Origin of the sequence: Enterovirga aerilata (genome assembly GCF_013044135.1) — a bacterium.
Classification (GTDB): Bacteria; Pseudomonadota; Alphaproteobacteria; order Rhizobiales; family Beijerinckiaceae; genus Enterovirga; species Enterovirga aerilata.
In genome coordinates this window covers 358268-384458 of sequence record NZ_JABEPP010000002.1, presented here as the reverse complement: position 1 = coordinate 384458, position 26191 = coordinate 358268, and the positions used below count along the sequence as shown (strand labels likewise).

Here is a 26191-nt window from a genome sequence, read left to right as displayed (position 1 = left end):
CGAGGTTCCTGGACATGGGGAGGACGATGCGTTCGGTCGGGTTTGCGGTCGCGGCGGCAGCGCTGCTCGGCGGCGTGACGGAGGTCGCGGCGCAGGGCGTCGGCTTCGGGCGCCGGACGAATCAGGAACAGCACCAGCCGGGCTACCAGCGGCCGGCGCAGAAGGAAGAGAAGCGCTTCCCGCTCGGGCAGTCCTGGATCGCGGTCAGCATCAACGGCAAGCCCTATGGCGGCACGGAGCGGCCGACCTTCCGGCTCGACGACCAGTTCCGGCTGCACGGCTTCGGCGGGTGCAACACCTTCTCGGCGACAGCCTATCCGCTTCGCGAGCAGGGCATCGCGGTCGGCCCGATCGCGATGACCAGGAAGAGCTGCGACAAGGGCGTGATGGCGGCCGAGATGCAATACCTCACCGCGCTCCGCACCTCGGCCAAATGGGACACGGTCGTCGGCTCGCTGGTGATCAAGGGACCGAACGGCGAGATCAAGTTCGAGCGCTCGCTCTGACGCCTCGGCTCCCGCTCAGGCCGGAGCCGGCTCCGGCCTCGTATCGACCGGCCTGAAGAGTTTGTCGGCGCCCGGGCGCATCTCGATGCGGCGCTCGTGGTGCTCGATCAGCGTCGAGCGATGGCCGATCGACACGATCGTGGTGTCTGGCAGGCGCTCGGCCAGCACCCGGTAGATCACCTCCTCGGTGTTCTCGTCGAGCGCGGCCGTCGCCTCGTCCAGGAACAGCCAGTCGGGCTTCGCCAGGAGAGCGCGCGCGATGGCGACGCGCTGCTGCTCGCCGAGCGACATCGTCTGGTTCCAGGCTTCCTCCTCGTCGAGCCGGCCGGCGAATTGCCCAAGCCGCACGGCGTGGAGGGCGTCCACGATCGCCTCGTCCGGATAGGCGTCCTCGGATGCCGGATAGGCGAGGGCGCCGCGCAGGGTGCCGACGGGGATGTAGGGCCGCTGCGGCAGGAGCATGATCCGCGCGCCCGCGGGCTTGACGACCTCGCCTTCGCCGAAGGGCCAGATCCCCGCGATGGCCCGGAAGAGGGTGGATTTGCCGGAACCGGAAGGGCCGGTCACGAGGGCGCTCTCGCCCGCGCGGAAGACGAGCCTGTCGGCCCCGACGATCCGCCGGCCGTCCGGCAGGGCGAGCGCCAGGCCGCTCAGCTCGACCGTGCTGCCGCCGTGGCTTCCGATCCGAAGCGGGGTGACGGAGGCCGCCTCCGTCTGCGCGATCGCAGCGTCGAAGCCGCTCAGCCGGTCCACGACCGCCTTGTAGTCGGCGATGGTCGTGTAGAACGTGATGAAGAACGACATCGTCGATTCGACGCGCGCGAAGGCGCCCGCCGTCTGCGTCAGCCCGCCGAGCTGGATCTGGCCGGCGAAGTAATAGGGCGCCACCAGGATATACGGGATCACGGCATTGAGCTGGCCGTAGCTCGCCGTGAAGGCGATCAGCTTCTTGCGGCGGCTGACGATCGCCAGGAAGTTGTCGATTACGTTGCCGAAGCGCTGCCCGAAGCGGTCGCGCTCGGCGCGCTCGCCGCCGAGCAGCGCGACCTGCTCGCCGTATTCCCTGAGCCGCGCCAGCGAGAAGCGGAAATCCGCCTCGTAGCGCTGCTGCTCGAAATTGAGTCGGATCAGCGGCCGCCCGATGAGATGCGTCAGCCAGGTCGCGAAGGCGCTGTAGATCAGAGCGCCCCAGACGAGGAAGCCCGGCACCCGCCAATCCGTCCCCGGCACCGAGAACTCGGACGAGATGTTCCAGAGGATGACGGAGAACGAGATGAGGTTGGAGACCGCGGAGAGGATGGACAGCGTGAGATAGGCCGTCCGCTCGGTGAAGCGGTCGACGTCCTCCTGGATGCGCTGGTCCGGGTTGTCGGCGCCGGTGCCCGCGAGTTGCATCCGGTAATGCGTGTGGTTCTCCAGCCAGCGATGCGTGTAGCGGGCCGTGAGCCAGCGGCGCCAGCCGATCAGCAGGTAGGATTGCAGCACGTACTGGATGATCGCGCTCGCGATGAAGATCGCCGCCCAGAAGCAGAAGACGGTGAAGAGCAGCGTCCAGAACGTGGTCGCGTCCCTGGCCTGGATGGCGTTGAACCAGTCGCGGTTGAAATACGAGAGCCGGACATTGATCGCGACCTGCCCGAACTCGATCGCGATCACCGTGACGGCGAGCGTCAGGGCGACCCAGCGCTCCTGGATGCGGAAGGCCGGGAGGGGCCAGAGCCGGACGGTCGTGACGTCGCGCGTCGCGAAATAGGGGTAGAGGAGCCGCCAGATCTGCAGGATGGCCTGCCACAAGCCGCGCATTCTCGATCACTCCGGGGCAGCGGCGCCCCGGTGCGGGCGCGTTGCAGGATCAGTCCCATTAGCGGGAACCGGGGGCGACACAACGGGTCGCGCGGCTGCGCTGTGTCGCAGCGCCTCAGCGCAGGCGGCGGAGCAGGACGAGAAGCTGGTCCCGCTCGCGCGGCGCGAGCGGTCCGAGCGTCTCCTCCGTCACGCGTAGCGCCTTCTGCGCATTGGCACGGTAGAAGTCGCGTCCGGCTTCCGTCAGACGCACGACCACGCGGCGCCGGTCGTCCGGGTCGGCGCTCGTCTCGGCGAGGCCGCGGCGCACGAGCCGGTCCACTACGCCCTTGATGGTCGCGACATCCATGGCGACCAGACGCCCGAGCAGGTTCTGCGAGCATTCGCCCCGCTCGGCGAGCTTGGCCAGAGCCGCCCATTGCATCGCGGTCAGGTCGTCGCCGAAGGCGGCCGCGAAGATCAGCGCATGCCGCTGCTGGACTTGCCGGAGGATGAACCCGACCTGCTCGTCGAGGCGATAGGCCGTCTCCTCGGCCAGGAGGTCGGCCGCGCCCGTCACTTCTCCACGAAGGCCTTCTCGATGACGTAGTCGCCCGGCTCGCCCGTATTGCCTTCCTTGAAGCCCTGGCCCTCGAGCAGGCCCTTCAGGTCGGCGAGCATCTGCGGGCTGCCGCAGAGCATGACGCGATCCTGGGCGCGGTCGAGCGGCGCCAGGCCGATATCCTCGAACAGCTTGCCCGAGGTGATCAGATCCGTGATGCGGCCGCGGTTGCGGAAGGGCTCGCGGGTCACGGTCGGGTAGTAGATCAGCTTCTCGCGCACGAGCTCGCCGACGAACTCGTCGTTCGGCAAGGCCTCCGTGATCGTCTCGCCATAGGCGAGCTCGGCCACCTGGCGGCAGCCATGGAGAAGGACGACCTTCTCGTAGCGCTCGTAGGTCTCCGGGTCCTTGACGATCGCCAGGAACGGAGCGAGCCCGGTGCCGGTCCCGAGGAGGTAGAGGTTGCGCCCGGGATGGAGGTTGTCGAGGACGAGCGTGCCGGTCGCCTTGCGGCTGACGATGATCGGATCGCCGACCTTCAGGTGCTGCAGCTTGGAGGTAAGCGGGCCGTCCGGCACCTTGATGGAGAAGAACTCCAGCTTGTCCTCGTAATTGGCGGAGACGACGCTGTAGGCACGCAGCAGCGGCTTGTCGCCGACCTTGAGGCCGATCATCGTGAACTCGCCGTTCCGGAAGCGGAAGCTCGGATCGCGCGTGGTGGTGAAGCTGAACAGCGTGTCCGTCCAGTGGTGGACGCTGGTCACGCGCTCTTCGTTGAAATTGCTCATGCCCTGGCAAACCCGGCTTCGAAGCCGCCTCGGCGGCCGATCCTGAACCGGAACGCGCCGCCCGGGCGACGCGATCCACTTTGCACGACGGGAATTGTTAGTACACTAACGATCCCAGCCGCTCAATACGTGATGCTGCGGCGCTTATAATCGCATCCGGACGGTGAACAATGGCCCACGACGCCCAGACCACGCTCGATCCGAACGCCAAGACGGTCATCCGCAATATCGGGCTGATGCTCTCGGGCGATCTCGATCGTCCGATCCTGGATGCCGACACGATCGTCGCAGTCGGCGGACGGATCGCGGCGGTGGGGCGGGGAAAGGACGTCGACCAGGAGGGCGCGACGATCGTGATCGACGCCAAGGGCTCGCCGATCGCGCCCGGTCTCATCGACAGCCACGTCCATCCGGTCGCCGGCGATTGGACGCCGCGGCAGAGCCAGCTCAACTGGATCGACTCGACCCTCAACGGCGGCGTCACCACCATGATCTCGGCGGGCGAGGTCCATACGCCCGGCCGCCCGCGCGATCCGGTCGGCGTGAAGGCCATGGCGATCTACGCCCAGCGCTGCTTCACGGCGTTCCGGCCGGGCGGAATGAAGATCCATGCCGGCGCCCCGGTGATCGAGCCCGGCCTGGAGGAGAGCGATTTCAAGGAGCTGGCGGAAGCCGGCGTGAAGCTCCTCGGCGAGGTCGGGCTCGGCAACGTCAAGGACGGGCCGACGGCGCGGAAGATGGTCGCCTGGGCGCGGAAATACGGCATCCAGTCCACGATCCATACGGGCGGGCCGTCCATCCCGGGCTCGGGACTGATCGATTCCAGCGTCGTGCTGGAGGCGGACACGGATGTCGTCGGGCACATCAACGGCGGGCACACGGCGCTGCCGGACCGGGAGATCCGCTGCATCTGCGAGGGCTGCGCGCGGGGGCTCGAACTCGTTCATAACGGCAACGAGCGCGCGGCCCTCTACACGCTGCGCGTCGCCCGCGAGATGGACCAGCTCGGGCGCGTCATCCTGGGGACGGACGGGCCGGCGGGCTCCGGCGTGCAGCCGCTCGGCATCCTGCGGATGATCTCGATGCTCTCGTCGCTCGGCGACATCCCGGCCGAGGTCGCGTTCTGCCTGGGTACGGGCAACACGGCCCGGATGCGCTCGCTCGATTGCGGCATCATCGAGGTCGGCCGGGCGGCGGATCTCGTGCTGCTCGACCGCGCGCAGCACTCGGCCGGCAGGGACCTGCTCGAATGCGTGCGCCTCGGCGACCTGCCTGGGATCGGGATGGTGGTGATCGACGGCATCCCGCGCATCGGCCGGTCCCGCAACACGCCGCCGGCCGACAGGCTACCGGAGATCGTCGCGCATTAGGCGGGCGGCGGGCATGTGAGCTTGGCGCATAACGAACGCCTCAAGCTGACGGCGAACTATCTGAACACGGCCGCCGGTACGTGCTTCGCGGCCGGCGTGGTGGCGCCCTTTGCCCCGCTCACCTTCGGGTTCTCCGGCGGCGGCAGCGTGTCTACGTTGACATTCGGCCTGGGCGTCGCGACCTTCCTCACAGCGTCGGGCGCGCTGCATCTTGCCACCCGCTCGATCCTTAAAGACCTGAGGCCATGAGCTCGTTCGAGATTTTCGCAGTCATCATCGTTCCGGCCATCGCCGTCGCGTTCGGATGGGGCATCGCCTTGTGGGCTCGTCACGCGGACTGAAGACGTTCGTTCCGGACCGCAACCACGCCCGAGCTCGGCCGTTGGCGCAGGCTGCCGCGCCTGACGGATCCTCATGCCCCACCTCGTCCTCCTCGGGGACTCGATCTTCGACAACAAGGCCTATGTCGCGGGTGGACCGGACGTCGTCGCCCAGGTGCGCGACGACCTGCCGGCCGGCTGGACGGCGACGCTCTGCGCCGTGGACGGCGCCACCACGGCAGGGGTGCGGAGCCAGCTCGCGCGCGTTCCGGCCGACGCCACGCATCTCGTCCTCAGCATCGGCGGCAACGATGCGCTCGGCCAGTCCGGAGTGCTGGCGCGCGGCGCCCGCTCCGTCGCGGAGGTGCTGGAGACGCTCGGCGAGATCGGCCGCGGCTTCGAGCGCGACTACCGGGCGATGCTGGACCTCGTGCTCGCCCGCGGGCTCCCGACCGCGCTCTGCACGATCTACAATCCGAGCTACCCGGAGCCGGCGCGCCAGCGCATCTCGGTCGCGGCGCTGACCTTCATGAACGATCCGATCGTCCGGATCGCGGCGGAGCATGGATTGCCGCTGATCGACCTGCGCCTCGTCTGCACCGATCCGGCCGATTACGCGAACCCGATCGAGCCCTCCTCGCGCGGCGGCGAGAAGATCGCGGCCGCGATCTCGGGCCTCGTGCTGAACCACGACTTCCGCACGCGCCGGTCCGTGATCGTGCGGTAGCGCCGGCCGCTCAGCGGGCGGCGCCGAGCCGTCCGGCAAGGTCCTGGATGTACTGCCAGGCGGTCCGGCCCGAGCGGGCGCCGCGCGTCGTCGCCCATTCGAGCGCCTCGGCGCGGATCACCGCCTTGTCCTGGTCGATCCCGAGATGGGCGGCATAGCCGAAAACCATGTCGAGATACTCGTCCTGGCTGCACTTGTGGAAGCCGAGCCAGAGCCCGAACCGGTCGGACAGCGAGACCTTCTCCTCGACCGCCTCGCCGGGATTGATGGCGGTCGAGCGCTCGTTCTCCATCATGTCGCGCGGCAGGAGGTGGCGGCGGTTCGAGGTCGCGTAGAAGATGACGTTGTCGGGCCGGCCCTCGATCCCGCCCTCCAGCACCGCCTTCAGCGACTTGTAGGAGGTGTCGTCGCTGTCGAAGGAGAGATCGTCGCAGAACACGATGAAGCGGTGCGGATCGGCGCGCAGCAGCGTCATCAGCTCGGGCAGCGTGTCGATATCCTCGCGGTGGATCTCGATGAGCTTGAGCGGCCGCTCGGGCCGGTTCGGGGCCGCGTTGATCTCGCCATGCACCGCCTTCACGAGCGAGGACTTCCCCATGCCGCGCGCGCCCCAGAGAAGGGCGTTGTTGGCGGGCAGCCCGCGCGCGAAGCGCTCCGTGTTCTCCAGAAGCGTGTCCCGCATCCGGTCGATGCCGCGCAGCAGCGCCATGTCGACCCGGTTCACGCGCGCGACGGGGGACAGGTGCCGGGTCGGCGCGTGCCAGACGAAGGCATCTGCGGCCGTCAGGTCCGGGACGGGCGAACACGCCGGCGCGATCCGGTCGAGCGCCTCGGCGATCCGGGTCAGGAGTGCGAGGGCGGCGGTCTCGGTGGCGGGCGACATCATGCTTCCGGCTCTGGGGGAGGGCACCATTAGCCAGGGGGCACGGGCTCGTGCAACCTAAGTGCCTGCCTAGGCGGGCAGCATGCGCTGCACAATATCGCGTCAGCCTCGATTTGCATCAGACGCATGAGAGCCGTTGGGCAACGGGGAAGATCGTTACAGGATTGTTGCGAACGTATGCATCTGTTGCATGTCTGGACGGGAATTTGGTCGGTTCTTGGATCGGCCCGCCTGTTCTATATGCACTGCAACACGGTCGGGCATCGGGCTCGACCGCGATTTCCGAGCCACACCGATGTTCACCTCCGTCATCCTCTCCAAGATCCGCGAATATCTCCGTTATCGCGAGACCGTCCGCGAGCTGTCGCGCCTGTCCGACCGCGAGCTCGAGGATATCGGCATCGCCCGCTATCAGATCGAGGGCGTTGCCCGCGGAGCCGCCGTCTAATTCCCCCCAGTGGTCCTGGATTAGACGGCATCGAACGCCCGCCCTCCAGGCGGGCGTTTTCGCGTCCGGAGGTCGCATCGGCTTGCCGGCCGGCCCGCTGATCCGCTAACCCGCCGGGATGGTCGGAGGCAGGATCCACATCGTGGGCGGCGGGCTCGCCGGGTCGGAAGCCGCCTGGCAGGCGGCCGAGGCCGGGGCCGAGGTCGTGCTTCACGAGATGCGCCCGGTGCGGGCCACGGAAGCGCACAGGACCGACGGGCTCGCCGAGCTCGTCTGCTCCAACTCCTTCCGGTCCGACGACGCGGAGGCGAATGCGGTCGGCCTCATCCATCAGGAGATGCGGCGGCTCGGCTCCCTCGTCATGCGCGAGGCGGACCGGCACAAGGTGCCGGCGGGCAGCGCGCTCGCGGTCGACCGCGACGGCTTCTCGGGCGCCGTGACGGCCGCCATCGCGGCGCATCCGCGGATCAGCATCCTTCGCGAGGAGGTGGCCGGCCTGCCGCCCGAAGACTGGGGCCGCACGATCATCGCCACCGGGCCGCTGACCTCGCCGGCGCTGGCTGAGGCGATCCGCGACCTCACGGGGGAGGGCGAGCTCGCCTTCTTCGATGCCATCGCGCCGATCGTCTATCGCGAGACGATCGACATGGGGGTCGCCTGGTTCCAGTCGCGCTACGACAAGGCCGGGCCGGGCGGCACGGGGGCCGACTACATCAACTGCCCGCTCTCGCGCGAGCAATACGAGGCCTTCGTCGACGCGCTGATTGCGGGCGAAAAGACCTCGTTCAAGGAGTGGGAGGCCTCCACGCCCTATTTCGACGGCTGCCTGCCGATCGAGGTGATGGCGGAGCGCGGCCCCGAGACCCTGCGCTGGGGGCCCATGAAGCCCGTCGGCCTCACCAATCCGCACAGGCCGGACGAGCGGCCCTATGCGGTCGTGCAGCTCCGCCAGGATAATGCGCTCGGCACGCTCTTCAACCTCGTCGGCTTCCAGACCAAGCTGAAGCACGGCGAGCAGGTGCGCATCTTCCGTACCATCCCGGGGCTGGAGCACGCCGAATTCGCCCGCCTCGGCGGCCTGCACCGCAACACCTACATCAACTCGCCGAAGCTCCTCGACGGCACGCTTCGCCTCAAGCTCCGCCCCGATCTCCGCTTCGCGGGCCAGATCACCGGCTGCGAGGGTTACGTCGAGAGCGCCGCCGTCGGGCTGATGGCCGGGCGCTTCGCGGCCGCCGAGGTGCTCGGGCGCGCCGTCGAGCCGCCCCCTCCCACCACCGCCATCGGGGCCCTGATCAACCACATCACGGGCGGGCATATCGCGGCCGAGCCGGACGAGGAGGTCTCGGCCGCGAAGCCGCGCTCCTTCCAGCCGATGAACGTCAATTTCGGCCTGTTCCCGCCGCTCGAGCGCGCGCCGAAATCGCCGGACGGCAGGCGCCTGCGCGGCTCGGAGAAGGCGCTGGCCAGGAAGCGCGCGCTGACCGACCGCGCCCGGGCGGATCTGAGCCGGTGGCTCGGCGAGGAGCCGCTCCCCCAGGCGGCGGAATAGGTCAGCCGCGCGAGGCCAGCCACAGCCGGGCGATCCTGGTCCAGGCCGGGCGGTCGATGACCGTCCCGAACGGATCGTAGCCGGGCTTCTCCATGCGGGCGAGATAGCCGGGCACGAGCGCGACGGGCAGGAAGGCGGGCCGGATCTCGGCCGTCACGCTCCCGCGCAGTTCCTCGAATCGCGCCATGTGCCTGCGCGCGAGCGCCCGCGCGTCTGCGAGCGCGGCGAGAAAGCCCGGCCCGCCGCGGCCCATGACGATGTCGTCGCGCGTGACGCCGTGCCGCTCCAACATGTCGCGCGGGATGAAGACCTGGCCGCGGCGCGAGTGCCAGGGCAGGGCGCGCAGCAATCCCGTCACGCCATAGGCCAGGCCCGCATGGCCGGCCGCCTCCGCCCCGCCCGGATCGCGGCCATCCGCCAGGATCAGCGAAGCGAGTCGGATCAGGGCCGACGAGGTCTCGCCGAGGTAGCCCTCCAGGTCGCCCGTGCCGGGCATCGGGTCGTCGTAGAGATCGAAGGTCCGTGCCTCGACGAGGTCGAGGAAAGGCTGGACCGGGAGGCGGAAGCGGTCGATTGCCGCCAGGAGCGCTGCCGCCACCGGATGATCGGCAACGCTGCCGCGCGCCTCGCCCGCGAGCGCGTCGCGCCACCATTGCAGCCGGATCTCGCCGGGCATCGGGCCGGAGATCGCGTCCCGGATGCGTGCGACCTCGCCGGAGAAGGCGTAGAGCGCGAAGAGGTAAGGGCGCTTGTCGGCCGGCGCGAAGAGCGTGGCGAAATAGCGGTCCGGATCGCCTTCCCGGACCAGCGCCTCGCAATGTGCCTCGGCGGTCATCAGACCGCGATGAGGGCGGCGCCGACCCGGCGGTTCTCCGCCACGAGCACGTTGTAGGTACGGGCTGCGGCGCCGGTCTGCATGGCGTCGACCGAGATGCCTGCTTCGCGGAACGGCCGCCGCAGCTCCGGCGGGAGCGGCACGATCTCGAGGCCCGTCCCAACGAGGAGGAAGTCGATCCTCGGCACCTCGCTGAGCGCCGGCTCCAGGTCCGCCGGGGTGAGCTCCCGCGCGGAGGCGACGCGCCAGGCGACGATCCCGGACGGCAGGGCGAGGATCGAGCCCTTGTGCGACATGCCGGCGAAGCGGAAGCCGCCCTGGCCGTAGGAATCGATCTGATGGCGCCCGGGCGCGAAGCCGTGCCCGAGGCGGGGGTCCTCGGCCACTACTCGGCGGGCTGCGCGAGCGCCGCCTCGCCCGCGCCCGCGCGCTGCCGGCTCCTCAGCCCGATATAGATGAGCGAGGGCGAGGAGATGAAGATGGCCGAATAGGTGCAGATGAAGACGCCGGCCAGCATCACCTGGGCGAAGCCCTCGATCGCGCGGCCGCCGAAGATGACGAGCGCGACGAGGGCCAGGATGGTCGTCATCGACGTGATCGCGGTGCGCGACATCGTCGTGTTGATGGAGAGGTTCAGGAGTTCGACGGTCGGCATCTGCTTGTAGCGGCGCAGGAGCTCGCGCGTCCGGTCGAACACGACGACGGTCTCGTTCAGCGAGTAGCCGACGATCGTCAGGATCGCGGCGATCGAGGTCATGTTGAACTCGTGCTGGGTCAGCACGTAGAAGCCGACCGTCAGCACGATGTCGTGCAGCGTGCCGATGATCGCGGCCACGGCGAGTTCGCGCTCGAAGCGGAACCAGAGATAGGCCAGGACCGCGAGCACGGAGAGGATGACGCCGATCGTGCCGGCCTGGACGAGCTCGCCCGAGACGCGCGGGCCGACCGTCTCCACCCGCTCGAACTCGTAGTCGCTGCCGAAGGCGTCCCGCGTCTTCTCGACCACCGCCGTCTGCGCGGCCTCGCCGCCCGGCTGGATGCGGAAGCGCAGCGAGACCCCGCCCTGGGTGCCGTATTCCTGCACCTCGACCTCGCCGAAGCCGAAGCCGCTCGCCGCCTCGCGGATCGGGCCGACATCGGCCTTGCCGTCCTTGGCCCGCATCTCGATGAGCGTGCCGCCCGTGAAGTCGATGCCGTAGTTCAGCCCGACGGTGAGGAACGTGACGACGATCGCGATCGAGATCGCCGCCGAGAACGGGAACGAGAAATGCCGGAGCCGCATGAAGTCGAAGCGGGTCTCATCCGGCCAGAGGCGGAGCAGGCGCACGGGTCTCGGTCCTAGAACGGAATGGCCTTGGGGCGGGCGTAGGCGTACCAGAGCGCGATCATCATGCGGGTCAGCGTCACGGCCGTGATCACGGTCGTGAGGATGCCGAGGATGAAGACCACGGCGAAGCCGCGCACCGGCCCCGACCCCATGAAGAACAGGATGAGGGCCGCGATCGCCATCGTGGAATTCGAGTCGATGATCGTCGCGAAGGCCCGATCGAAACCGGCCTGGATGGCGGAGACGACCGATCTTCCCGCTCTCGCCTCCTCGCGGATGCGCTCGTAGATCAGCACGTTGGAATCCACCGCCGTCCCGATTGTCAGGACGATGCCGGCGATGCCGGGCAGCGTCAGCGTCGCTTCGAGCACGGACATGAGGCCGAAGATCAGGCCGACATGGACGATCAGGGCGATGTTGGCGATGAAGCCGAAGACGCCGTAGGTGGCGAACATGTAGGCCGCGACCAGTAGCGTCGCGATATAGGTCGCCATCTTGCCGGCCTCGATCGAGTCCTGGCCGAGGCCCGGCCCGATCGTGCGGCGCTCGACGATGTTGAGCTTCGCCGGCAAGGCGCCGGAGCGCAGCAGCACGGAGAGGTCGTTCGCCTGCTGCACGGTGAAGCGGCCCGAGATCTGCCCGGACCCGCCCGTGATCGGCTGGAGGATCCGCGGGGCCGAGATCACCTCGTTGTCGAGCACGATGGCGAGCGGGCGGCCGACATTCTGCGTCGTCGCCTCGCCGAAGCGCTGCGCCCCGCGCAGGTTGAAGCGGAAATTGACGATCGGCTCGTTCGTGCGCGAATCGAAGCCGGGCTGCGCGTCCGTCAGGTCCTCGCCGGAGACGATGACCCGGCGCTCGACCGGCACGCGCTGGCCGCCGGAATCGCGCGACGGCATGAGCTCGGTATCCGTCGACCCGCTGTCGCCGAGGAGGCGGAATTCCAGCTTCGCCGTCCGGCCGAGGATTTCCTCCAGCCGCGTCGGGTCCTGCAGGCCCGGCACCTGGACGAGGATGCGGTCGGCGCCCTGCCGCTGGATGGATGGCTCCGTCGTGCCGAGCTGGTCGACGCGGCGGCGCACGACCTCGATCGACTGGTCCACCGCCCGACGGACGCGGTCGGCGATGCCCTGCTCGGACAGGGTGAGCTGGACGAGGCCGCCCTCGCCCTCGGTCACCTCCACCGTGCGGGCGCCGGTCTGGCCGAGGATCGCGTTGGTGATCGGCTGCGACAGTTCGCGCAGCTTCGGCACGAGCCGCGCGCGGGCCGCCTGGTCGCCGACCCGGAGCTGCACGCCGCGCGGCGTCGTCTGGATGCCTCCCTCGGCCGCGACCCCGGTCTCGCGCAGCACGCGCCGCACGTCGTCGCGCAGGGCCACCACCTGCGTCCGGACCAGGTCCGGCTGGTCGACCTCGAGCAGGATGTGGGAGCCGCCCTGGAGGTCGAGCCCGAGCACGATGGCACGGTGGGGAATGAGCCAGGAGGGAACCCAGGACGGAATCGCGGCGCGATAGGCGTCGCGCTGCTCCTTCGACATCATGCTCGGCACCGCGAGCAGAAGCCCGAGCAGGATGACGCCGAGCGTCAGGATCGTCTTGGTTTTCGAGTACCGCAGCATGGCGCCGTCGCCGAATCCCCTGGCCGTCAGGCCTTGACCGGCTCGCCCTTGGTGCGAACCTCCGCGATCATGGTGCGGATGAGCCTCACCCGCACGCCGTCCGCGATCTCGACCTCGATCTCCGGATCGTCCGTGACCTTGGTGACCCGGCCGACGATGCCTCCGGTCGTCACCACCGTGTCGCCGCGCCGCACCGCCTTGATCATGTCCGCATGCTCCTTCGCCCGGCGCTGCTGCGGCCGGATGATGAGGAACCACATGATCACGAAGATCAGCACGAACGGCACGAACTGGATGAGCGTGTCGGTCGCGGGCAGCCCCGGTGCTTGCGCGAAGGCGGGCGTGATCAAAGGTTGCTCCTCAAAGGCACGGAATCTGAACAGGGGCTGAGCTGCGCCGCCTATCACGACGGCCGTTCCGGGAGCAAATGAGGTTGCTGACGCGTCCGCGCAAGCAACGAAGCGACGTCCTTACGCGCCTCCCGCCCGAGCCTCCTCGAAAACCCGCTCGTACTCTGCCAGGACCCGATCGGGCTGCAGCCGCGCAAGCCTCGCGGCCAAGGCGGCGGGGCCGATCGCCCGGTCGGCGCGGTCCGCGATGCGGGCGGCGAGGACGCGCGCGAGATCCTCTGCCGAGCCCGCGTCGAAGAGCCACCCGGTCTCGCCCTCGTCGATCTCCTCCGGGATGCCGCCGGCGCGCGACCCGAGCACGGGGACGCCGTGGCTGAAGGCCTCGAAGGTTACCCGCGGCTGGGGGTCCGGCCAGATCGAGGGGAGGACGAGGAGATCGATCTGCGGGAAGAACGCCTCCGCGCCCGTCCAGCCAAGGAAGCGGACATTCGGGCCCGAAGCGGCCTCGAGCGCCGAGACGTAGCTCTCCTCGCCCGTGCCGGCGATGGCGAGCGTCCAGCCGTCCTGCGGCAGCCTGCGCAGCGCCTCGAGCAGGAGATGCGCCCCCTTGTCCGGGATCAGGCGGCCGAAATAGCCGAGCCGGAGCGGGCCGGGCCGGGCGGGCGGGCGGGCGCGGAAGGCGAGTCCCTGGAAGACGTTCGGGATCACGGCCGTCCGGGCGTTCGGGAAGAAGCCCCAGTCGAGATGCCGTTGCAGCGTGAAGCGGCTGACACCCACGACCGTGCCGACGAGCCGCGACAGGCGCCTGCGCGGGCGGGCGAGAAGGCTGCAGGTCATGCAGGGCGAGGCGCAGAGCCGCCCGTCGCGGAAGGCCGAGCCGCGCGGGCACATGGTCCCGTATTCGTGAAGGTAATGCACGATCGGGACGCCCCGCCGCGCCGCCTCGCGCCAGACGAGCTGCGACAGCCCGACGACCACATGCGTGTTGAGGATATCGGGCTTCTCCCGGTCGAGGATGCGTCCGAATGCCTCCGCCATGAGCGGGTTCGCGCTGTCGAGCGCGTGCCAGGCGAGCCGGAGCGGAGCCGGGCGGCGGCGTCCGTCGAAGCCGAAATAGAGGTTCCGGTTCGGGAGCGCATGGACCCGCACGCCCCGATCCTCGGTCTCTCGGAGCTCGCGCCCGGCATGGTGGACGACGAGCGCCACCTCGTGGCCGCGCCCGGCGAGGGCATGCGCAAGGTCGAGCACGGCCGCCTCCGCGCCGCCCCTGATCGTGGCCGGATGGCCTGTATTGGCGAGAAGGATGCGCATCGCGGGCCGGGACGGGCGCTAGCACGGGACCGGTTAGCGCCCGCTGAAGGATATCCTTGACCGAGCCGCCATGCGGGCGGCAGATGGGAGCCTGCCCGCCTCTCCGCCGATGCCCAAGGTCCTCGTCCTCGACAACTACGATTCCTTCACCTGGAATCTCGTCCACCTCATCGGCCCGCTCGCGGACTCGATCGAGGTCGTGCGCAACGACGAGGTGACCCTCGCCGAAGTCCGGGCGCTGGCGCCCGATGCGATCGTCGTGTCGCCGGGGCCCTGCACCCCGAACGAGGCGGGCATCTCGCTCGACCTCATCCGGGAGGTCGCGCCGGAGGTGCCGACGCTCGGGGTCTGCCTCGGGCTGCAGGCGATCGGCCAGGCCTTCGGCGGCGAGGTCGTCCGGGCGCCTGCGCCCATGCACGGCAAGGTGGACGAGATCCGCCACCGGAGCGAGACGCTGTTCCGCGGCATCAACGGCCCCTTCCGGGCGACGCGCTACCACTCGCTCGTCGTCAGGCGGGACACCTGCCCGGAGGAGCTCGCCGTCACGGCCGAGACCGCGGATGGCTGCATCATGGGCCTCTCCCACCGGGCGCTGCCGATCCACGGCGTGCAGTTCCATCCGGAAAGCGTGTCGTCCGAGCACGGCCGGCTGATGGTCGGGAACTTCCTGGAGCTTGCCCGAACGTGGAATGCGGCGCGGCGTGACAAGCTTGACCGCGCCGTGCATTGACGCGGCATGGACTCGTTCAAGCCCTATCTGGCCAAGGTCGCGACCGGCGCCGCGCTCACGCGCGAGGAGGCGCGCGAGGCTTTCGAGACGCTGCTCTCCGGCGAGGTGACGCCCGCGCAGGCGGGCGGCTTCCTGATGGCGCTGCGCGTCCGGGGCGAGGCGCTGCCTGAGATCATCGGGGCGGTCGAGGCGATGCGCGGCCGCATGCTGCGCGTCACCGCGCCGGCGGGGGCAATCGACATCGTCGGCACGGGCGGGGACGGGTCCGGCAGCTACAACATCTCGAGCCTCGCGGCGATCATCGCGGCCGGCGCTGGCGTGACCGTCGCCAAGCACGGCAACCGCGCCGCCTCGTCCAAGTCCGGGGCGGCGGACGTGCTCGGCGCGCTCGGCGTCCGGCTCGGGCTCGATCCGCGCGGCCTTGAGCGCTGCCTCGCCGAGGCGAGGCTCTGCTTCATGTTCGCGCAGACGCACCACGCCTCCATGCGCCACGTCGCGCCGGCCCGCGTCGAACTCGGCACGCGTACCCTGTTCAACCTGCTCGGGCCGCTCGCGAACCCCGCCGGCGTGAGGCGGCAGGTGCTCGGGGTGTTCTCCAGCGCCTGGCTCGAGCCGCTGACCCGCGCGCTCGGGGAACTTGGGAGCGAACGGGTCTGGGCCGTGCACGGCTCCGACGGGCTCGACGAGATCACGACCACCGGGCCGACCGAGGTCGTCGCGCTCGAGAACGGGAGCATCCGCTCCTTCACGATCACGCCGGAGGAGGTGGGCATCGCGCGCGCCCGGCCGGAGGACCTGAAGGGCGCCGATCCCGAGCACAATGCACGCGAGCTGCGCGCCGTTCTGGACGGGGAACGGACCCCGTACCGCGATGTCGCAGTCCTGAACGCGGCCGCGGCCCTCGTCGTTGCCGGACAGGCGGACGATCTCAGGGAGGGGGTCGCGCAGGCGGCGGCCTCCGTCGACGGCGGCGCCGCGAAGGCTGCGCTGGAGCGCCTGGTCACGGTGTCGAACGACGGATCTCCATGAACGACATCCTGAGCGAGATCGCCGCCTACAAGCGGCGCGAGATCGAGGCCGCCAAGGAGCGGATCGATCCCGACGAAATGGAGGACCGCGCCTTCGCGGTGCCGAAGCCGCGCGCCTTCATGGCGGCGATCCGGGAGAAGCTGGCCGAGCGGCGGCCGGCGCTGATCGCCGAGATCAAGAAGGCGAGCCCGTCGAGGGGCCTGATCCGGGAAGAGTTCGACCCGGCCGCGCTCGCCAGGGCCTACCAGGAGGGCGGCGCGACCTGCCTCTCCGTCCTGACGGACGAGCCCTCCTTCCAGGGCCGGCCGGAATACCTGCAGCAGGCGCGCGGGGCCTGCTCGCTCCCGGCGCTCCGCAAGGACTTCATGTTCGATCCCTACCAGGTCTTCGAGGCCCGGACCTGGGGCGCCGACTGCATCCTCGTCATCATGGCGGCCGTGACCGACCACGAGGCGCAGGCGCTGATCGGGACGGCCGAGGCCATCGCCATGGACGTGCTGGTCGAGGTCCACGACGAGGCGGAGCTCGAGCGGGCGCTCAGGCTCGACGCCGACCTGATCGGCATCAACAACCGCGACCTGCGCAGCTTCCGGACGGACCTCGCCACCTCGGAGCGGCTCGCCCCGATGGTCCCGAAGGACCGCATCGTCGTGGCCGAGAGCGGGATCGCGAACCCGGCCGACATCGCACGGCTGCAGGCCTGCGGCATCCACGCCTTCCTGGTCGGCGAGAGCCTGATGCGGCAGGCGGATGTCGCCGAGGCGACGCGCCGGCTCCTTTCGCCGGCTCTCGTCGAGGTCGCGTGAGCGAGCTCACCCATCTCGACCGGACCGGCGCGGCCAACATGGTCGACGTCTCGGAAAAGCCCGGGACGGCGCGCCTCGCCCGGGCCGAGGGCCGGGTGGTCATGCTGCCCGAGACGGTCGCGCTGATCCGGGCCGGGGACGCCAAGAAGGGCGATGTGATCGGCACCGCGCGGCTCGCCGGCATCATGGCGGCCAAGCGCACGCACGAACTGATCCCGCTCTGCCACCCGCTCCTCCTGACCAAGGTGAAGGTCGAGTGCGATCTCGACGATGCTCTGCCCGGCGTGCGGGTCGCGGCCGAGGTCGCGGTCACCGGCCAGACCGGCGTCGAGATGGAGGCGCTGACCGCGGTCTCCGTCGCGTGCCTCACGCTCTACGACATGGTCAAGGCCGCCGATCGCGGCATGCGCATCGAAGGGATCCGGCTCCTGTCGAAGAGCGGCGGCCGTTCCGGCGAGTACCGGGCCGAGCCGTGACCGCGCTGATCTCCGTCGAGGAGGGCCTTCGGCGCATCCTCGCGAGCGTCGCGGAGCCGGTCGAGGCGGAGAGGGTCGGGATCGAGGCGGCGGCCGGGCGGACGCTCGCGGGCGATCTCGCGGCGCTTCGGACGCAGCCGCCCTTCGCGGCCTCGGCGATGGACGGATACGCCGTCCGCGCGGCCGATCTTGCGGCGCTGCCGGCTCGGCTCAGGGTGGTGGGCCGGAGCGTGGCGGGGCGCGGCCATGCCGGCCGGGTCGGGGCAGGGGAGGCGGTCCGCATCTTCACCGGCGCGCCCATCCCGGAGGGCGCCGACGCCATCGTCATCCAGGAGGATACCGATCTCGGGCAGTCCGAGGTGGAGATCCGCGCCGCCGCGGCCGCCGGCCGCTTCATCCGCCCGGCCGGGCTCGACTTCCGGGCCGGGGACGTGCTGATCCGGGCGGGCGAGCGCATCGATGCGCGCCGGCTCGCGCTCGCGGCCGCGATGGGCCATCCGGAGCTGCCTGTCCGGCGCAAGCCGCGCGTCGCGATCCTGGCGACGGGCGACGAGCTCGTCCGTCCGGGCGAGCCCGCGGGCCCGGACCAGATCGTCGCCTCGAACCCCTATGCGCTCCGCGCGATCGTCGAGCGGGCGGGCGGCGAGGCGATCGATCTCGGCATCGCTCGAGACACGCTCGAGGACCTGCAGCGCGCGATCGGCGCGGCCCGGGACGTCCGGGCCGATCTCCTCGTCACGCTCGGCGGCGCCTCGGTCGGCGAGCACGACCTCGTGCAGACGGCGCTGGCACAGGGCGGGATGGAGCTCGGGTTCTGGCGTGTCGCGCTCAGGCCGGGAAAGCCGCTCATGCATGGCCGGCTCGGGCCCATGCTTCTCCTCGGCCTGCCCGGCAATCCCGTCTCCTCGATCGTGTGCGGGATCCTGTTCGTCGCGCCCGCGATCAGGGCGCTGCTCGGCGATCCGCGCGCCGGGGAAGATCCGTCGGAAGCCGGCATCCTCGGCCGCGACCTCCCGGCGAACGACACGCGCCAGGACTACATGCGCGCGAAGCTCGAGCGAGCGCCCGAGGGCGAGCTCGTCGCCACGCCGGAACAGCGGCAGGATTCCTCCATGCTCGCCACCCTGGCCGCCTCCGAGGCGCTGGTCGTGCGCACCCCGCACGCGCCTGCCGCGAAGGCGGGCGAGCGCTGCCGCCTCATCCGGCTCGATCGCTTCTGCTAGGCCTTCAGGGCGGCTCGGATCTTCTCCGCGTTCGCGGCCAGCACGTCCCTGGGCGCCATCTCGCCCGTATGCGGGCGCAGCGACACGCCGTTCCAGCGCGGCAGGACGTGGACATGCATATGGAACACGACCTGTCCGCCGGCCGGCTCGTTGAACTGCTGGATCGAGAGGCCGTCGGCACCGAGCCCGGCGACCGCCGCCCGCGCGACCTTCTGCACGCTGGCGAAGAGGGCGGCGAGATCCTCCTGGCCGAGGTCGAAGAAGGTGCGGGCCGGCGCCTTCGGGATCACGAGGACGTGCCCGTCGGTGCGCGGCATGATGTCCATGAAGGCGAGGGTCTTGGCGTCCTCGTAGACCTTCTCGGCCGGCATCTCGCCGCGCAGGATCTTGGCGAAGACGTTCGACGGGTCGTAGGCGCTCATGGGCTCCGCTCGGGCGATGTGGCTGCGCGGGCTGCTTAGCGCATCGTCCGCCGATGTGGGAACCGGCGTCGCGGGAAGACCATGCGCGGCCCGGATGGCTTCAGCCTTCGGCGCAATCCGGCTCGACCGGCCGCTCGCCTCTCCGGAACGGGACGGCTTCCTCGTATTCCTCCTGCGCCTGATCGATATACAGCCGCTCGCGGCGGAGATAATCGGCGATGGCGCGCCGGAAGCCGGGATCGGCGATGCCGTGCGCCGAATAGGTGGTGACCGGGCGATAGCCGCGGGCGAGCTTGTGCTCGCCCTGCGCCCCGGCCTCGACCCGCTTCAGCCCGTGCGCGAGGGCGAATTCGATCGCCTGGTAGTAGCAGACCTCGAAATGCAGGAAGGGGTGGTTCTCGATCGCGCCCCAGTTCCGGCCGTACAGCGCGTCCCGCCCGATGAAGTTGATCGCGCCCGCGACGTAGCGGCCGGCGCGCTTCGCCATGACGAGCAGGATGCGGTCGGCCATCCGCTCGCCGATCAGGGAGAAGAAGCGGCGGTTGAGATACGGCCGCCCCCATTTCCGGGAGCCCGTATCCATGTAGAAGGCGAAGAAGGCGTCCCAATGCGCCTCCGTGATCGCGCTGCCCGTGATCCATTCGATCCCGATGCCGGGCGCCAGCGCGTCGCGCCGCTCGCGCCGGATCGCCTTGCGCTTGCGCGAGGCGAGCGCGCCGAGGAAGCCGTCGAAGCTGCCGAAGCCGTCGTCGAGCCAATGGAACTGCTGGTCGGTGCGGATCAGGAAGCCCGCCTCCTCGGCGGCCTGCCGGTCGCCGGCCTCCAGGAAGGTCAGGTGGAGGGAGGACGAGCCCGTCCGCTCGCGCAGCGCCTCAAGGCCGGACAGCAGGATGCGGCGCATCGCGGCCCCATCCTGGCCCGGGCCCACCAGGAGGCGGGGTCCGTTCACGGGCGTGAACGGCACGCTGACCTGGAGCTTCGGGTAGTAGCGTCCGCCGGCGCGCTCGTAGGCTTCGGCCCAGCCGCGGTCGAAGACGTATTCGCCCATGGAGTGGGACTTCAGGTAGCAGGGCGCCGCGGCGGCGAGGCCGGCGCCCGCGCGCGACACGACCAGATGCGCAGGCGACCAGCCGGTACGTCCGCCGACGCAGCCGGAATCTTCGAGCGACGCCAGAAATTCATGTGATACCAGCGGGTTGTCCGTCCCCGCTAAGGCGTTCCACTCGGAAGCGGGCAGGTCGGAAAGCCCGGTGGCCACCGCGATCGTCAGCCCCGGTTCCGTATCTTTGGAGGCGCTCATCCGGAAGTCCCCGCCTGCGAGGGATCGGTGGGCAGCAAGAAGCCCCTGCAGACGCTCAAGCAGGCACGAAGCCTTCGAACACGATCTGGTCCGCATGGGGGAGGGCGCGGCAGGCCTCCTCCCCGGACCGGATCGTCCAGGTCATCACGGGCACGCCGGCGAGCCGCCGCGGCAGGAAGGCGGCCGCGCAGGGCAGATCGAGGTGCCGCCAGGAGACGAAATCGGGCCGGGTCTCGTCCCAGTGGAGCAGGTCGGTCATGGCGCGCAGGCGCTCGGGCGGAAGCTGTGCGGCATCGCCGGCATCGTAGCGCGATTGCCCGACGATGCCGCGGGGCAGATCCGGCGCAATGCGTCGCACCAATCCGATGATCGCAGGATCAAAGGATTTCACGACATGGCGTCCGCGCCGCCCGGTCAGAATCTCCACCGTTCGGCGCGCCAGCCGCTCGTCGCCGTCGAAGCGGCTCTTGATCTCGACGACGAGCGGGGTGCGGTCGCCGATCCGGTCCAGGAACTCCGTAAGCGTCGGAATCCGGTCCTCGCTGCCGCCGATCCCGAGCCTGCCGAGTTCGGCCGCGCTCCGCTCCCGCACCGGACCCGCTGCACCGGTCAGGCGATCCAGATCGTGGTCATGGAAGACCATGGCCTCGCCATCGGCCGAGAGCTGCACGTCGCACTCGATCGCGAACCCGGCCGCGATCGCGGCCTCGGCCGCCGAGACGGTGTTCTCGAAGCGGTGCGCGGCATCGTGCAGGCCGCGATGCGCGATCGGCCGCTCGGTCAGCCAGGCGGGAGCGGTCATTCGACCTCGAAGGTCGCCTCGACCTCGACGGCCGCCCCGAGCGGCAGGCCGGCGACCCCGATGGTCGAGCGGGCATGGCGGCCCTTGTCGCCGAACACCTCCACCATCAGGTCGGAGGCGCCGTTCATGATCCCGGCATGGCCGGTGAAGTCGGTCTGCGCGGCGATGAAGCCGCCGAGCCGGACGCAGCGCGTGACCCGGTCGAGGTCACCGACGGCTGCCTTGAGCTGGGCGATGACGTTGATGGCGCAGAGCCGGGCCGCCTCCTTCGCGGCCTCGGCGGAGACGTCCATGCCGACGCGTCCGACATGCTCGGACGCAAGCTTGCCGTCCGGTCCCAGGCAAAGCTGGCCCGAGATCGTCACGAGCCGCCCCGCCACGACGAAAGGCACGTAGTTCGCAACCGGCGCCGCCGGCCGGGGCAGCTCGATCCCGAGCCTGGTCAGCGCCGCCTCGATCTGTCCTGCCACGTCCGACTCCCCGTTTCCGCCGGATTTCTGGACGACACGCATCGGGCCTGCAAGCGCGCGTTGCCGCGCGCCGCCCGGCATCCCTATCTTCGGCCATTCGGCTCCCGGAGACATCATGCGGTTCTCGGTCGTTCTCGGTTCGACGGCGCTCCTGCTCGCGCTCCCCGCCCAGGCACAGGTCGCGGCGGAGAAACCGCCCCACCTCGCGCCGCACCGGGTGGTCTACGATCTCTCCCTCGCATCGAGCCGGGGGGCCCGGACGATCGAATCGGCCCGCGGCCGCATCGCCTTCGACTTCACGGGGGATGCCTGCGAGGGCTATGCGCTCAAGTTCCGCCAGGTCACCGTGATGCAGAGCGCGGAGGCGGGCACCAAGACCTCCGACCTGCGCACGGCCAATTTCGAGAGCGGCGACGGGCGGACCTTCCGCTTCCGCAACGACACGGGCTCGGGCGAGGGTCCGGGCCAGAGCGTCGACGGCAGCGCCGAGCGCAAGCCGAACGGGCCGCTCTCCGTCCGGCTCAAGTCGCCGAAGCGGGACAATGTCTCGCTCGACGGCGACGCGGTGTTCCCGAACACCCAGATGCGCGACCTCATCGCGGCGGCCCGCGCCGGAAAGACCACGCTCGCAATGAAGATCTTCGACGGGTCGGACGACGGTCGCACCGTCTACGAGACCCTGTCGGTGATCGGGAAGCGGATCGAGCCGGGCAACCTGGAGGGCCTGGAGGAGCCCGCCCGGCAGGAAGGCCTCGCCAAGCTGGCTCGCTGGCCGGTCACGATGAGCTACTTCAAGCCGGGCCGGAGCGACCAGACGCCGATCTACGTGCTGAGCTTCGACCTCTACGAGAACGGCGTCAGCCGGGCTCTCCGCCTCGATTACGGGGATTTCGCCCTGAAGGGGGAGATGACGCGGCTGGAGCTCCTGCCTGAGAAGCCGTGCCAGCGCTGACGAAGGGAAAGGCGAGGCCCTTCTGCACGGCTGCCGCTCCGAATTTCTCGCGGATGCGGTCGATCGCCGCCTCGACCTTCACCTCCTCGGCGAGGTGCAGGTCGGCGAGATCGCCGCGATCGGCCTCCTCGGCCGGGCAGAGGTCGGAGGCGCCGACCCCGATGAGCCTGAAATAGGTCCCGTCCGCCTCGTCCCGGAGCATCGCCCGCGCGGGCTCGAAGAGGCGCCGGGCCAGCTGGGTCGCCGGCAGGCCCGACCGCGTCCGGGTCGCGAGCCGGAAGTTCCGGTCCTTGAGCTTCAGGACGACGCTACGGCCGGCGAGCGACGAGCGCTTGAGCCGGAGCGACACCTTCTCGCAGAGCCGCCACAGGATCGGCTCGAGCTCCTCGAAACGGGCGATGTCGGCGTTGAACGTGGTCTCCGCCGAGACGCTCTTCGCCTCGCGGCGCGGCTCGACCTTGCGGGCATCCTCGCCGCGGGCGAGGCGGGCCAGGCGCTCGCCGTCCCGTCCGAGCAGGCGGATCAGTTCCTCGGGGCGGCGGTCGCGGAGGTCGCGCACGAGGCGGAGGCCCGCCTTCTGCAGCCGCGCCTCGGTCTGCCTGCCGATGCCGGGCAGGATGCCGACGGGGCGAGGCGAGATGACGTCGAGCGCGTCGGACCGACCGAGGACGGAGAAGCCGCGCGGCTTCTCCTGGTCGGAGGCGATCTTGGCCAGGAACTTGTTGTACGAGAGCCCGACCGAGACCGTGATGCCGATCTCGCGCTCGACCCGCCGGGCGAAGCGCACGAGCGTGCGGGCCGCACCCGCGCCATGGACGCGCTCCGTCCCGGTGAGGTCGAGGAACGCCTCGTCGATCGAGATCGGCTCGACGAGAGGCGTCAGCTCCAGCATGAGCCGGCGCACCTCGCGGCCCACGGCCGAATACTTGTCGAAGTTCGGCCGGATGACCGTCGCGTGAGGGCAGGCCTTGAGCGCCTTGAACATCGGCATGGCGGACCGGATGCCGTAGGTCCGGGCGATGTAGCAGGCGGTGGCCACGACGCCGCGCGTCCCGCCGCCTACGATCACCGGGACGTCGCGCAGAGCCGGATCGTCCCGCTTCTCGACCGCCGCGTAGAAGGCGTCGCAGTCCACATGAGCGATGGCGAGGCGGTCGAGCTCCGGGTGGCGGAGCAGGCGAGGGGAGCCACAGCGGGCGCAGCGTTCGCCTTCCGGCGTGTCCTCGCCGGCTTCGCAGTCCCGGCAGATCGTCGGGATCCGCGCCACGTTCAGGGCTCGAACGTCGCCTCGGGCGAGAGCCTCGCGCGGGCGGCGGCGATCTCGGCCGGGTCGAGCCCGATCTCGCCCGCGATGGCGAGGAGAAGTTCCTCGTCGGACGAGACATGGTCGAGAATCGCCGCATAGAAGCCGGGCTGCGCGGCCGCCTGCCGGATGGTGTCGGGCCGCAATCCCGTCACGGCCAGGAAGCCCGCCAGCCTTTCCGGCTCGGCAATGAGGCGATTGAACGCAGCGAGCGCCACATTTTCGGCGTGACTTGTATCATTTGAGCCGCGCCCAGTGTGTCGACCGGTGAATTTGCCTTTCATCAACATGTCTTCTCTAGCCTCGTCGGCGCCCGGAGAAGGCGGAGCGAGCGGCCGGCCGAGCCTCCTTTCGGGATCAGGACACGTCCGATGAAGAAGACCGTGCTCATTGTCGAGGACAACGAGCTCAACATGAAGCTCTTCGGCGACCTGCTCGAGGCGCACGGCTACGCAACCCTCAAGACCGGCAACGGAATCGAGGCCATCGAGCTCGCCCGCGCGCATCATCCGAATCTCATCATCATGGACATCCAGCTTCCGGAAGTCTCGGGCCTCGATGTCACGCGCTGGCTGAAGGAGGACGAGGAGCTCCGCTCGATCCCGGTCATCGCCGTGACCGCCTTCGCGATGAAGGGCGACGAGGAGCGGATCCGTGAAGGCGGCTGCGAGGCCTATCTGTCCAAGCCCATCTCGGTCGCCAAGTTCCTGGAAACCGTCCGCACCTATCTGAACGCTGCGTAGAGTTGGGGAGAGGCGATGTCGGCCCGCGTGCTTGTGGTGGATGACATCCCCACCAATGTGAAACTGCTCGAGACCAAGCTGTCGGCCGAATATTTCGACGTCCTGACCGCCTCCAACGGCCCGGACGCGATCGCGATCTGCGAGCAGGGGCTCTGCGACATCGTCCTTCTCGACGTGATGATGCCGGACATGGACGGGTTCGAGGTCTGCCGCCGCCTCAAGAACTCGCCCATGACGGCGCATCTTCCGGTCGTCATGGTGACCGCGCTCGACCAGCCGAGCGACCGCCTGCGCGGCCTCGATGCCGGTGCCGACGACTTCCTGACGAAGCCCGTCGACGACACGGCCCTCTTCGCGCGGGTCCGCAGCCTCGTGCGGCTCAAGGCGGTGACGGACGAGCTTCGCGCCCGCCTCATGGCGTCCCGGCACGGCTTCGGCGACCCGCTCGCGGCCGCGACAGCCGAGACGGGGCAGAACGGCCACGTCCTGATCGTCGACGACCGCGCGAGCTCCTACGAGCGCCTCTCGGCCGCGCTGTCGCAGTATCACCGCGTCGAGGTCGAGGCGGATCCGCATCAAGCGATGATGCGGGCGGCCGAGAGCGAGTACGACGTCGTCCTGATCAGCCTGGGCCTGCAAGGCTTCGACGGGCTGCGCCTCTGCAGCCAGCTCCGCTCGCTCGAGCGGACGCGCCATGTGGCGGTCGTGCTGATTGCCGACATGGACGACCGGGGCCGCGTCCTGCGCGGGCTCGACATCGGCGCGCATGACTTCCTTGTCCGGCCGGTCGACCGCAACGAGCTCGTCGCGCGCGTCCGCACGCAGGTCAGGCGGAAGCGCTTCGCGGAGCGGCTGCGCGACGGCGTGCAGCTCTCGATGGACGCCGCCATCACGGATGGCCTGACCGGGCTGCACAACCGCCGCTACCTCGACATGCACCTCGCCAACCTCTTCGAGGATGCCGTCCGCCGTGGGGCCGATCTCGCCCTGCTGCTCCTCGACATCGACCGGTTCAAGTCGGTCAACGACCGCTACGGCCACGATGTCGGCGACGAGGTGCTGCGCGAATTCGCGACCCGCATCCGCACGCTGACGCGCGGGGTCGATCTCGTGGCGCGCTATGGCGGCGAGGAGATCGTGGTGGTCGTCCCCGACGCCTCGCTCGACGAGGCCCGGATGGTCGCCGAGCGCATCCGCGAGCGCGTGGGCTCCAGCCCGTTCGCCTACGCGAACCGCACCCGCAACCTGGACGTGACCGTCTCGATCGGGGTCGCGGCCAGGCAGCTCGGCGACGGAAGCGCGGGCGAGCTCGTGAAGCGGGCCGATATCGCGCTGTACAGGGCCAAGGAAGCCGGGCGGAACAGAGTCATCGCCGCCGCCGCATGACGCGGCCGCCAAGATCCGCCGGACCTTAACCTTGACAAGCGTTTAACGGCGCGCGGCCGTTCTGTCGTATTGGTTTCGCTGAGCGAGGGCTGTACTTTGCCCCTGTACCGGCGAAGCCCGAAAGGGCGACGCCCGAGTAGCCCTCCGACGCTCAGGTCCGCCGCATCTC

Annotated in this window: 30 protein-coding genes; 14 read left to right on the top strand and 16 right to left on the bottom strand. The window is 69.9% G+C overall.

Annotated elements, in window-relative coordinates:
• The first annotated feature begins 26 nt into the window (after positions 1 to 26).
• Positions 27 to 506 (top strand): META domain-containing protein, encoded by a 480-nt coding sequence (locus HJG44_RS07085; RefSeq protein WP_171217655.1) that lies wholly within the window; start codon positions 27 to 29, stop codon positions 504 to 506.
• Positions 507 to 521: 15 nt separating this feature from the next.
• On the opposite strand, the gene HJG44_RS07080 is transcribed toward HJG44_RS07085, so the two are convergent.
• The 3 genes from HJG44_RS07080 to HJG44_RS07070 all read right to left on the bottom strand — a co-directional run bounded on the left by HJG44_RS07080 (position 522) and on the right by HJG44_RS07070 (position 3638).
• A complete protein-coding gene (locus HJG44_RS07080; RefSeq protein ID WP_171217654.1) occupies positions 522 to 2309 on the bottom strand; it encodes an ABC transporter ATP-binding protein/permease in 1788 nt (595 codons plus the stop codon).
• A 115-nt stretch (positions 2310 to 2424) separates the two neighbouring features.
• Positions 2425 to 2868, bottom strand: coding sequence for a MarR family transcriptional regulator (locus HJG44_RS07075; protein WP_171217653.1), 444 nt, complete (start codon positions 2866 to 2868; stop codon positions 2425 to 2427).
• On the bottom strand, positions 2865 to 3638 hold the full coding sequence (locus HJG44_RS07070) for a ferredoxin--NADP reductase (RefSeq protein ID WP_171217652.1): 774 nt from the start codon (positions 3636 to 3638) through the stop codon (positions 2865 to 2867). Before HJG44_RS07070 ends, HJG44_RS07075 begins: the two co-directional genes overlap by 4 nt.
• 170 nt (positions 3639 to 3808) lie before the next feature.
• Here HJG44_RS07070 and HJG44_RS07065 point away from each other — a divergent pair, with 170 nt between their 5' ends.
• From HJG44_RS07065 to HJG44_RS07055, 3 genes are all read left to right on the top strand, one after another.
• Positions 3809 to 5008, top strand: coding sequence for an amidohydrolase family protein (locus HJG44_RS07065; RefSeq protein WP_171217651.1), 1200 nt, complete (start codon positions 3809 to 3811; stop codon positions 5006 to 5008).
• 21 nt (positions 5009 to 5029) lie between these two features.
• Positions 5030 to 5257, top strand: a complete 228-nt coding sequence (locus HJG44_RS07060) for a hypothetical protein (protein ID WP_171217650.1) — start codon at positions 5030 to 5032, stop codon at positions 5255 to 5257.
• Between the two features lie 165 nt (positions 5258 to 5422).
• Complete coding sequence (locus HJG44_RS07055; protein ID WP_171217649.1) at positions 5423 to 6055, top strand: SGNH/GDSL hydrolase family protein; 633 nt, start codon at positions 5423 to 5425, stop codon at positions 6053 to 6055.
• Between the two features lie 10 nt (positions 6056 to 6065).
• Here HJG44_RS07055 and HJG44_RS07050 read toward each other — a convergent pair whose 3' ends face one another.
• Positions 6066 to 6941, bottom strand: a complete 876-nt coding sequence (locus HJG44_RS07050) for an ATP-binding protein (RefSeq protein ID WP_171217648.1) — start codon at positions 6939 to 6941, stop codon at positions 6066 to 6068.
• Between the two features lie 292 nt (positions 6942 to 7233).
• Here HJG44_RS07050 and HJG44_RS07045 point away from each other — a divergent pair, with 292 nt between their 5' ends.
• Positions 7234 to 7386, top strand: coding sequence for a DUF1127 domain-containing protein (locus tag HJG44_RS07045; protein ID WP_171217647.1), 153 nt, complete (start codon positions 7234 to 7236; stop codon positions 7384 to 7386).
• A gap of 118 nt (positions 7387 to 7504) precedes the next feature.
• Positions 7505 to 8938 carry a methylenetetrahydrofolate--tRNA-(uracil(54)-C(5))-methyltransferase (FADH(2)-oxidizing) TrmFO gene (gene trmFO / locus HJG44_RS07040; protein ID WP_171217646.1) on the top strand — a complete coding sequence of 478 codons (1434 nt, stop codon included), beginning with the start codon at positions 7505 to 7507 and terminating at the stop codon, positions 8936 to 8938.
• A 1-nt stretch (position 8939) separates the two neighbouring features.
• Here the strand turns inward: trmFO and HJG44_RS07035 are convergent, their stop codons facing one another.
• The 6 genes from HJG44_RS07035 to HJG44_RS07010 all read right to left on the bottom strand — a co-directional run bounded on the left by HJG44_RS07035 (position 8940) and on the right by HJG44_RS07010 (position 14380).
• Complete coding sequence (locus tag HJG44_RS07035) at positions 8940 to 9773, bottom strand: phytoene/squalene synthase family protein (protein ID WP_171217645.1); 834 nt, start codon at positions 9771 to 9773, stop codon at positions 8940 to 8942.
• Positions 9773 to 10159, bottom strand: coding sequence for an MTH938/NDUFAF3 family protein (locus HJG44_RS07030; RefSeq protein WP_171217644.1), 387 nt, complete (start codon positions 10157 to 10159; stop codon positions 9773 to 9775). The genes HJG44_RS07035 and HJG44_RS07030 overlap by 1 nt, the downstream gene beginning before the upstream one ends.
• On the bottom strand, positions 10159 to 11100 hold the full coding sequence (gene secF, locus HJG44_RS07025) for a protein translocase subunit SecF (protein WP_171217643.1): 942 nt from the start codon (positions 11098 to 11100) through the stop codon (positions 10159 to 10161). Before secF ends, HJG44_RS07030 begins: the two co-directional genes overlap by 1 nt.
• Before the next feature lie 11 nt (positions 11101 to 11111).
• Positions 11112 to 12719 (bottom strand): protein translocase subunit SecD, encoded by a 1608-nt coding sequence (secD, locus tag HJG44_RS07020; RefSeq protein WP_171217642.1) that lies wholly within the window; start codon positions 12717 to 12719, stop codon positions 11112 to 11114.
• A gap of 26 nt (positions 12720 to 12745) precedes the next feature.
• Complete coding sequence (gene yajC, locus HJG44_RS07015) at positions 12746 to 13069, bottom strand: preprotein translocase subunit YajC (RefSeq protein ID WP_171217641.1); 324 nt, start codon at positions 13067 to 13069, stop codon at positions 12746 to 12748.
• Between the two features lie 120 nt (positions 13070 to 13189).
• Positions 13190 to 14380, bottom strand: a complete 1191-nt coding sequence (locus HJG44_RS07010) for a glycosyltransferase family 4 protein (protein ID WP_171217640.1) — start codon at positions 14378 to 14380, stop codon at positions 13190 to 13192.
• 109 nt (positions 14381 to 14489) lie between these two features.
• On the opposite strand from HJG44_RS07010, the gene HJG44_RS07005 reads away from it, so the two are divergent.
• From HJG44_RS07005 to HJG44_RS06985, 5 genes are read left to right on the top strand one after another with little or no spacing between them, the layout of a single operon-like run.
• The gene (locus HJG44_RS07005; RefSeq protein ID WP_171218186.1) at positions 14490 to 15110 is read left to right on the top strand and encodes an anthranilate synthase component II; all 621 of its coding nucleotides are present in this window, start codon (positions 14490 to 14492) and stop codon (positions 15108 to 15110) included.
• A 6-nt stretch (positions 15111 to 15116) separates the two neighbouring features.
• Positions 15117 to 16139, top strand: a complete 1023-nt coding sequence (gene trpD, locus HJG44_RS07000; RefSeq protein ID WP_171217639.1) for an anthranilate phosphoribosyltransferase — start codon at positions 15117 to 15119, stop codon at positions 16137 to 16139.
• A complete protein-coding gene (trpC, locus tag HJG44_RS06995; RefSeq protein WP_171217638.1) occupies positions 16136 to 16945 on the top strand; it encodes an indole-3-glycerol phosphate synthase TrpC in 810 nt (269 codons plus the stop codon). Before trpD ends, trpC begins: the two co-directional genes overlap by 4 nt.
• The gene (moaC, locus tag HJG44_RS06990) at positions 16942 to 17421 is read left to right on the top strand and encodes a cyclic pyranopterin monophosphate synthase MoaC (RefSeq protein WP_171217637.1); all 480 of its coding nucleotides are present in this window, start codon (positions 16942 to 16944) and stop codon (positions 17419 to 17421) included. Before trpC ends, moaC begins: the two co-directional genes overlap by 4 nt.
• Positions 17418 to 18644, top strand: a complete 1227-nt coding sequence (locus HJG44_RS06985; protein WP_171217636.1) for a molybdopterin-binding protein — start codon at positions 17418 to 17420, stop codon at positions 18642 to 18644. The genes moaC and HJG44_RS06985 overlap by 4 nt, the downstream gene beginning before the upstream one ends.
• Here the strand turns inward: HJG44_RS06985 and HJG44_RS06980 are convergent.
• The 4 genes from HJG44_RS06980 to HJG44_RS06965 all read right to left on the bottom strand — a co-directional run bounded on the left by HJG44_RS06980 (position 18641) and on the right by HJG44_RS06965 (position 21638).
• Positions 18641 to 19066 carry an HIT family protein gene (locus HJG44_RS06980; RefSeq protein WP_171217635.1) on the bottom strand — a complete coding sequence of 142 codons (426 nt, stop codon included), beginning with the start codon at positions 19064 to 19066 and terminating at the stop codon, positions 18641 to 18643. The two genes, HJG44_RS06985 and HJG44_RS06980, sit on opposite strands and share 4 nt — an antisense overlap.
• A gap of 100 nt (positions 19067 to 19166) precedes the next feature.
• On the bottom strand, positions 19167 to 20366 hold the full coding sequence (locus HJG44_RS06975) for a GNAT family N-acetyltransferase (RefSeq protein WP_171217634.1): 1200 nt from the start codon (positions 20364 to 20366) through the stop codon (positions 19167 to 19169).
• 55 nt (positions 20367 to 20421) lie between these two features.
• Positions 20422 to 21168, bottom strand: coding sequence for a glycerophosphodiester phosphodiesterase family protein (locus HJG44_RS06970; RefSeq protein ID WP_171217633.1), 747 nt, complete (start codon positions 21166 to 21168; stop codon positions 20422 to 20424).
• Positions 21165 to 21638 carry a RidA family protein gene (locus tag HJG44_RS06965; protein ID WP_346767116.1) on the bottom strand — a complete coding sequence of 158 codons (474 nt, stop codon included), beginning with the start codon at positions 21636 to 21638 and terminating at the stop codon, positions 21165 to 21167. Before HJG44_RS06965 ends, HJG44_RS06970 begins: the two co-directional genes overlap by 4 nt.
• Before the next feature lie 115 nt (positions 21639 to 21753).
• Between HJG44_RS06965 and HJG44_RS06960 the strand changes: the two genes are divergently transcribed.
• Positions 21754 to 22590, top strand: a complete 837-nt coding sequence (locus HJG44_RS06960) for a cell envelope integrity EipB family protein (RefSeq protein ID WP_171217632.1) — start codon at positions 21754 to 21756, stop codon at positions 22588 to 22590.
• Here the strand turns inward: HJG44_RS06960 and HJG44_RS06955 are convergent.
• Both HJG44_RS06955 and HJG44_RS06950 read right to left on the bottom strand, forming a co-directional pair.
• A complete protein-coding gene (locus tag HJG44_RS06955) occupies positions 22496 to 23848 on the bottom strand; it encodes a DNA polymerase IV (RefSeq protein WP_346767135.1) in 1353 nt (450 codons plus the stop codon). The two genes, HJG44_RS06960 and HJG44_RS06955, sit on opposite strands and share 95 nt — an antisense overlap.
• 11 nt (positions 23849 to 23859) lie before the next feature.
• Positions 23860 to 24177 (bottom strand): DUF3572 domain-containing protein, encoded by a 318-nt coding sequence (locus HJG44_RS06950; RefSeq protein WP_171217631.1) that lies wholly within the window; start codon positions 24175 to 24177, stop codon positions 23860 to 23862.
• 87 nt (positions 24178 to 24264) lie between these two features.
• On the opposite strand from HJG44_RS06950, the gene HJG44_RS06945 reads away from it, so the two are divergent.
• Together HJG44_RS06945 and HJG44_RS06940 are read left to right on the top strand one after the other, a co-directional pair.
• Entirely contained in the window at positions 24265 to 24636 is a 372-nt protein-coding gene (locus tag HJG44_RS06945) for a response regulator (protein ID WP_171217630.1), read from the top strand.
• Between the two features lie 15 nt (positions 24637 to 24651).
• Positions 24652 to 26022, top strand: coding sequence for a PleD family two-component system response regulator (locus HJG44_RS06940; protein WP_171217629.1), 1371 nt, complete (start codon positions 24652 to 24654; stop codon positions 26020 to 26022).
• Positions 26023 to 26191 lie beyond the last annotated feature (169 nt).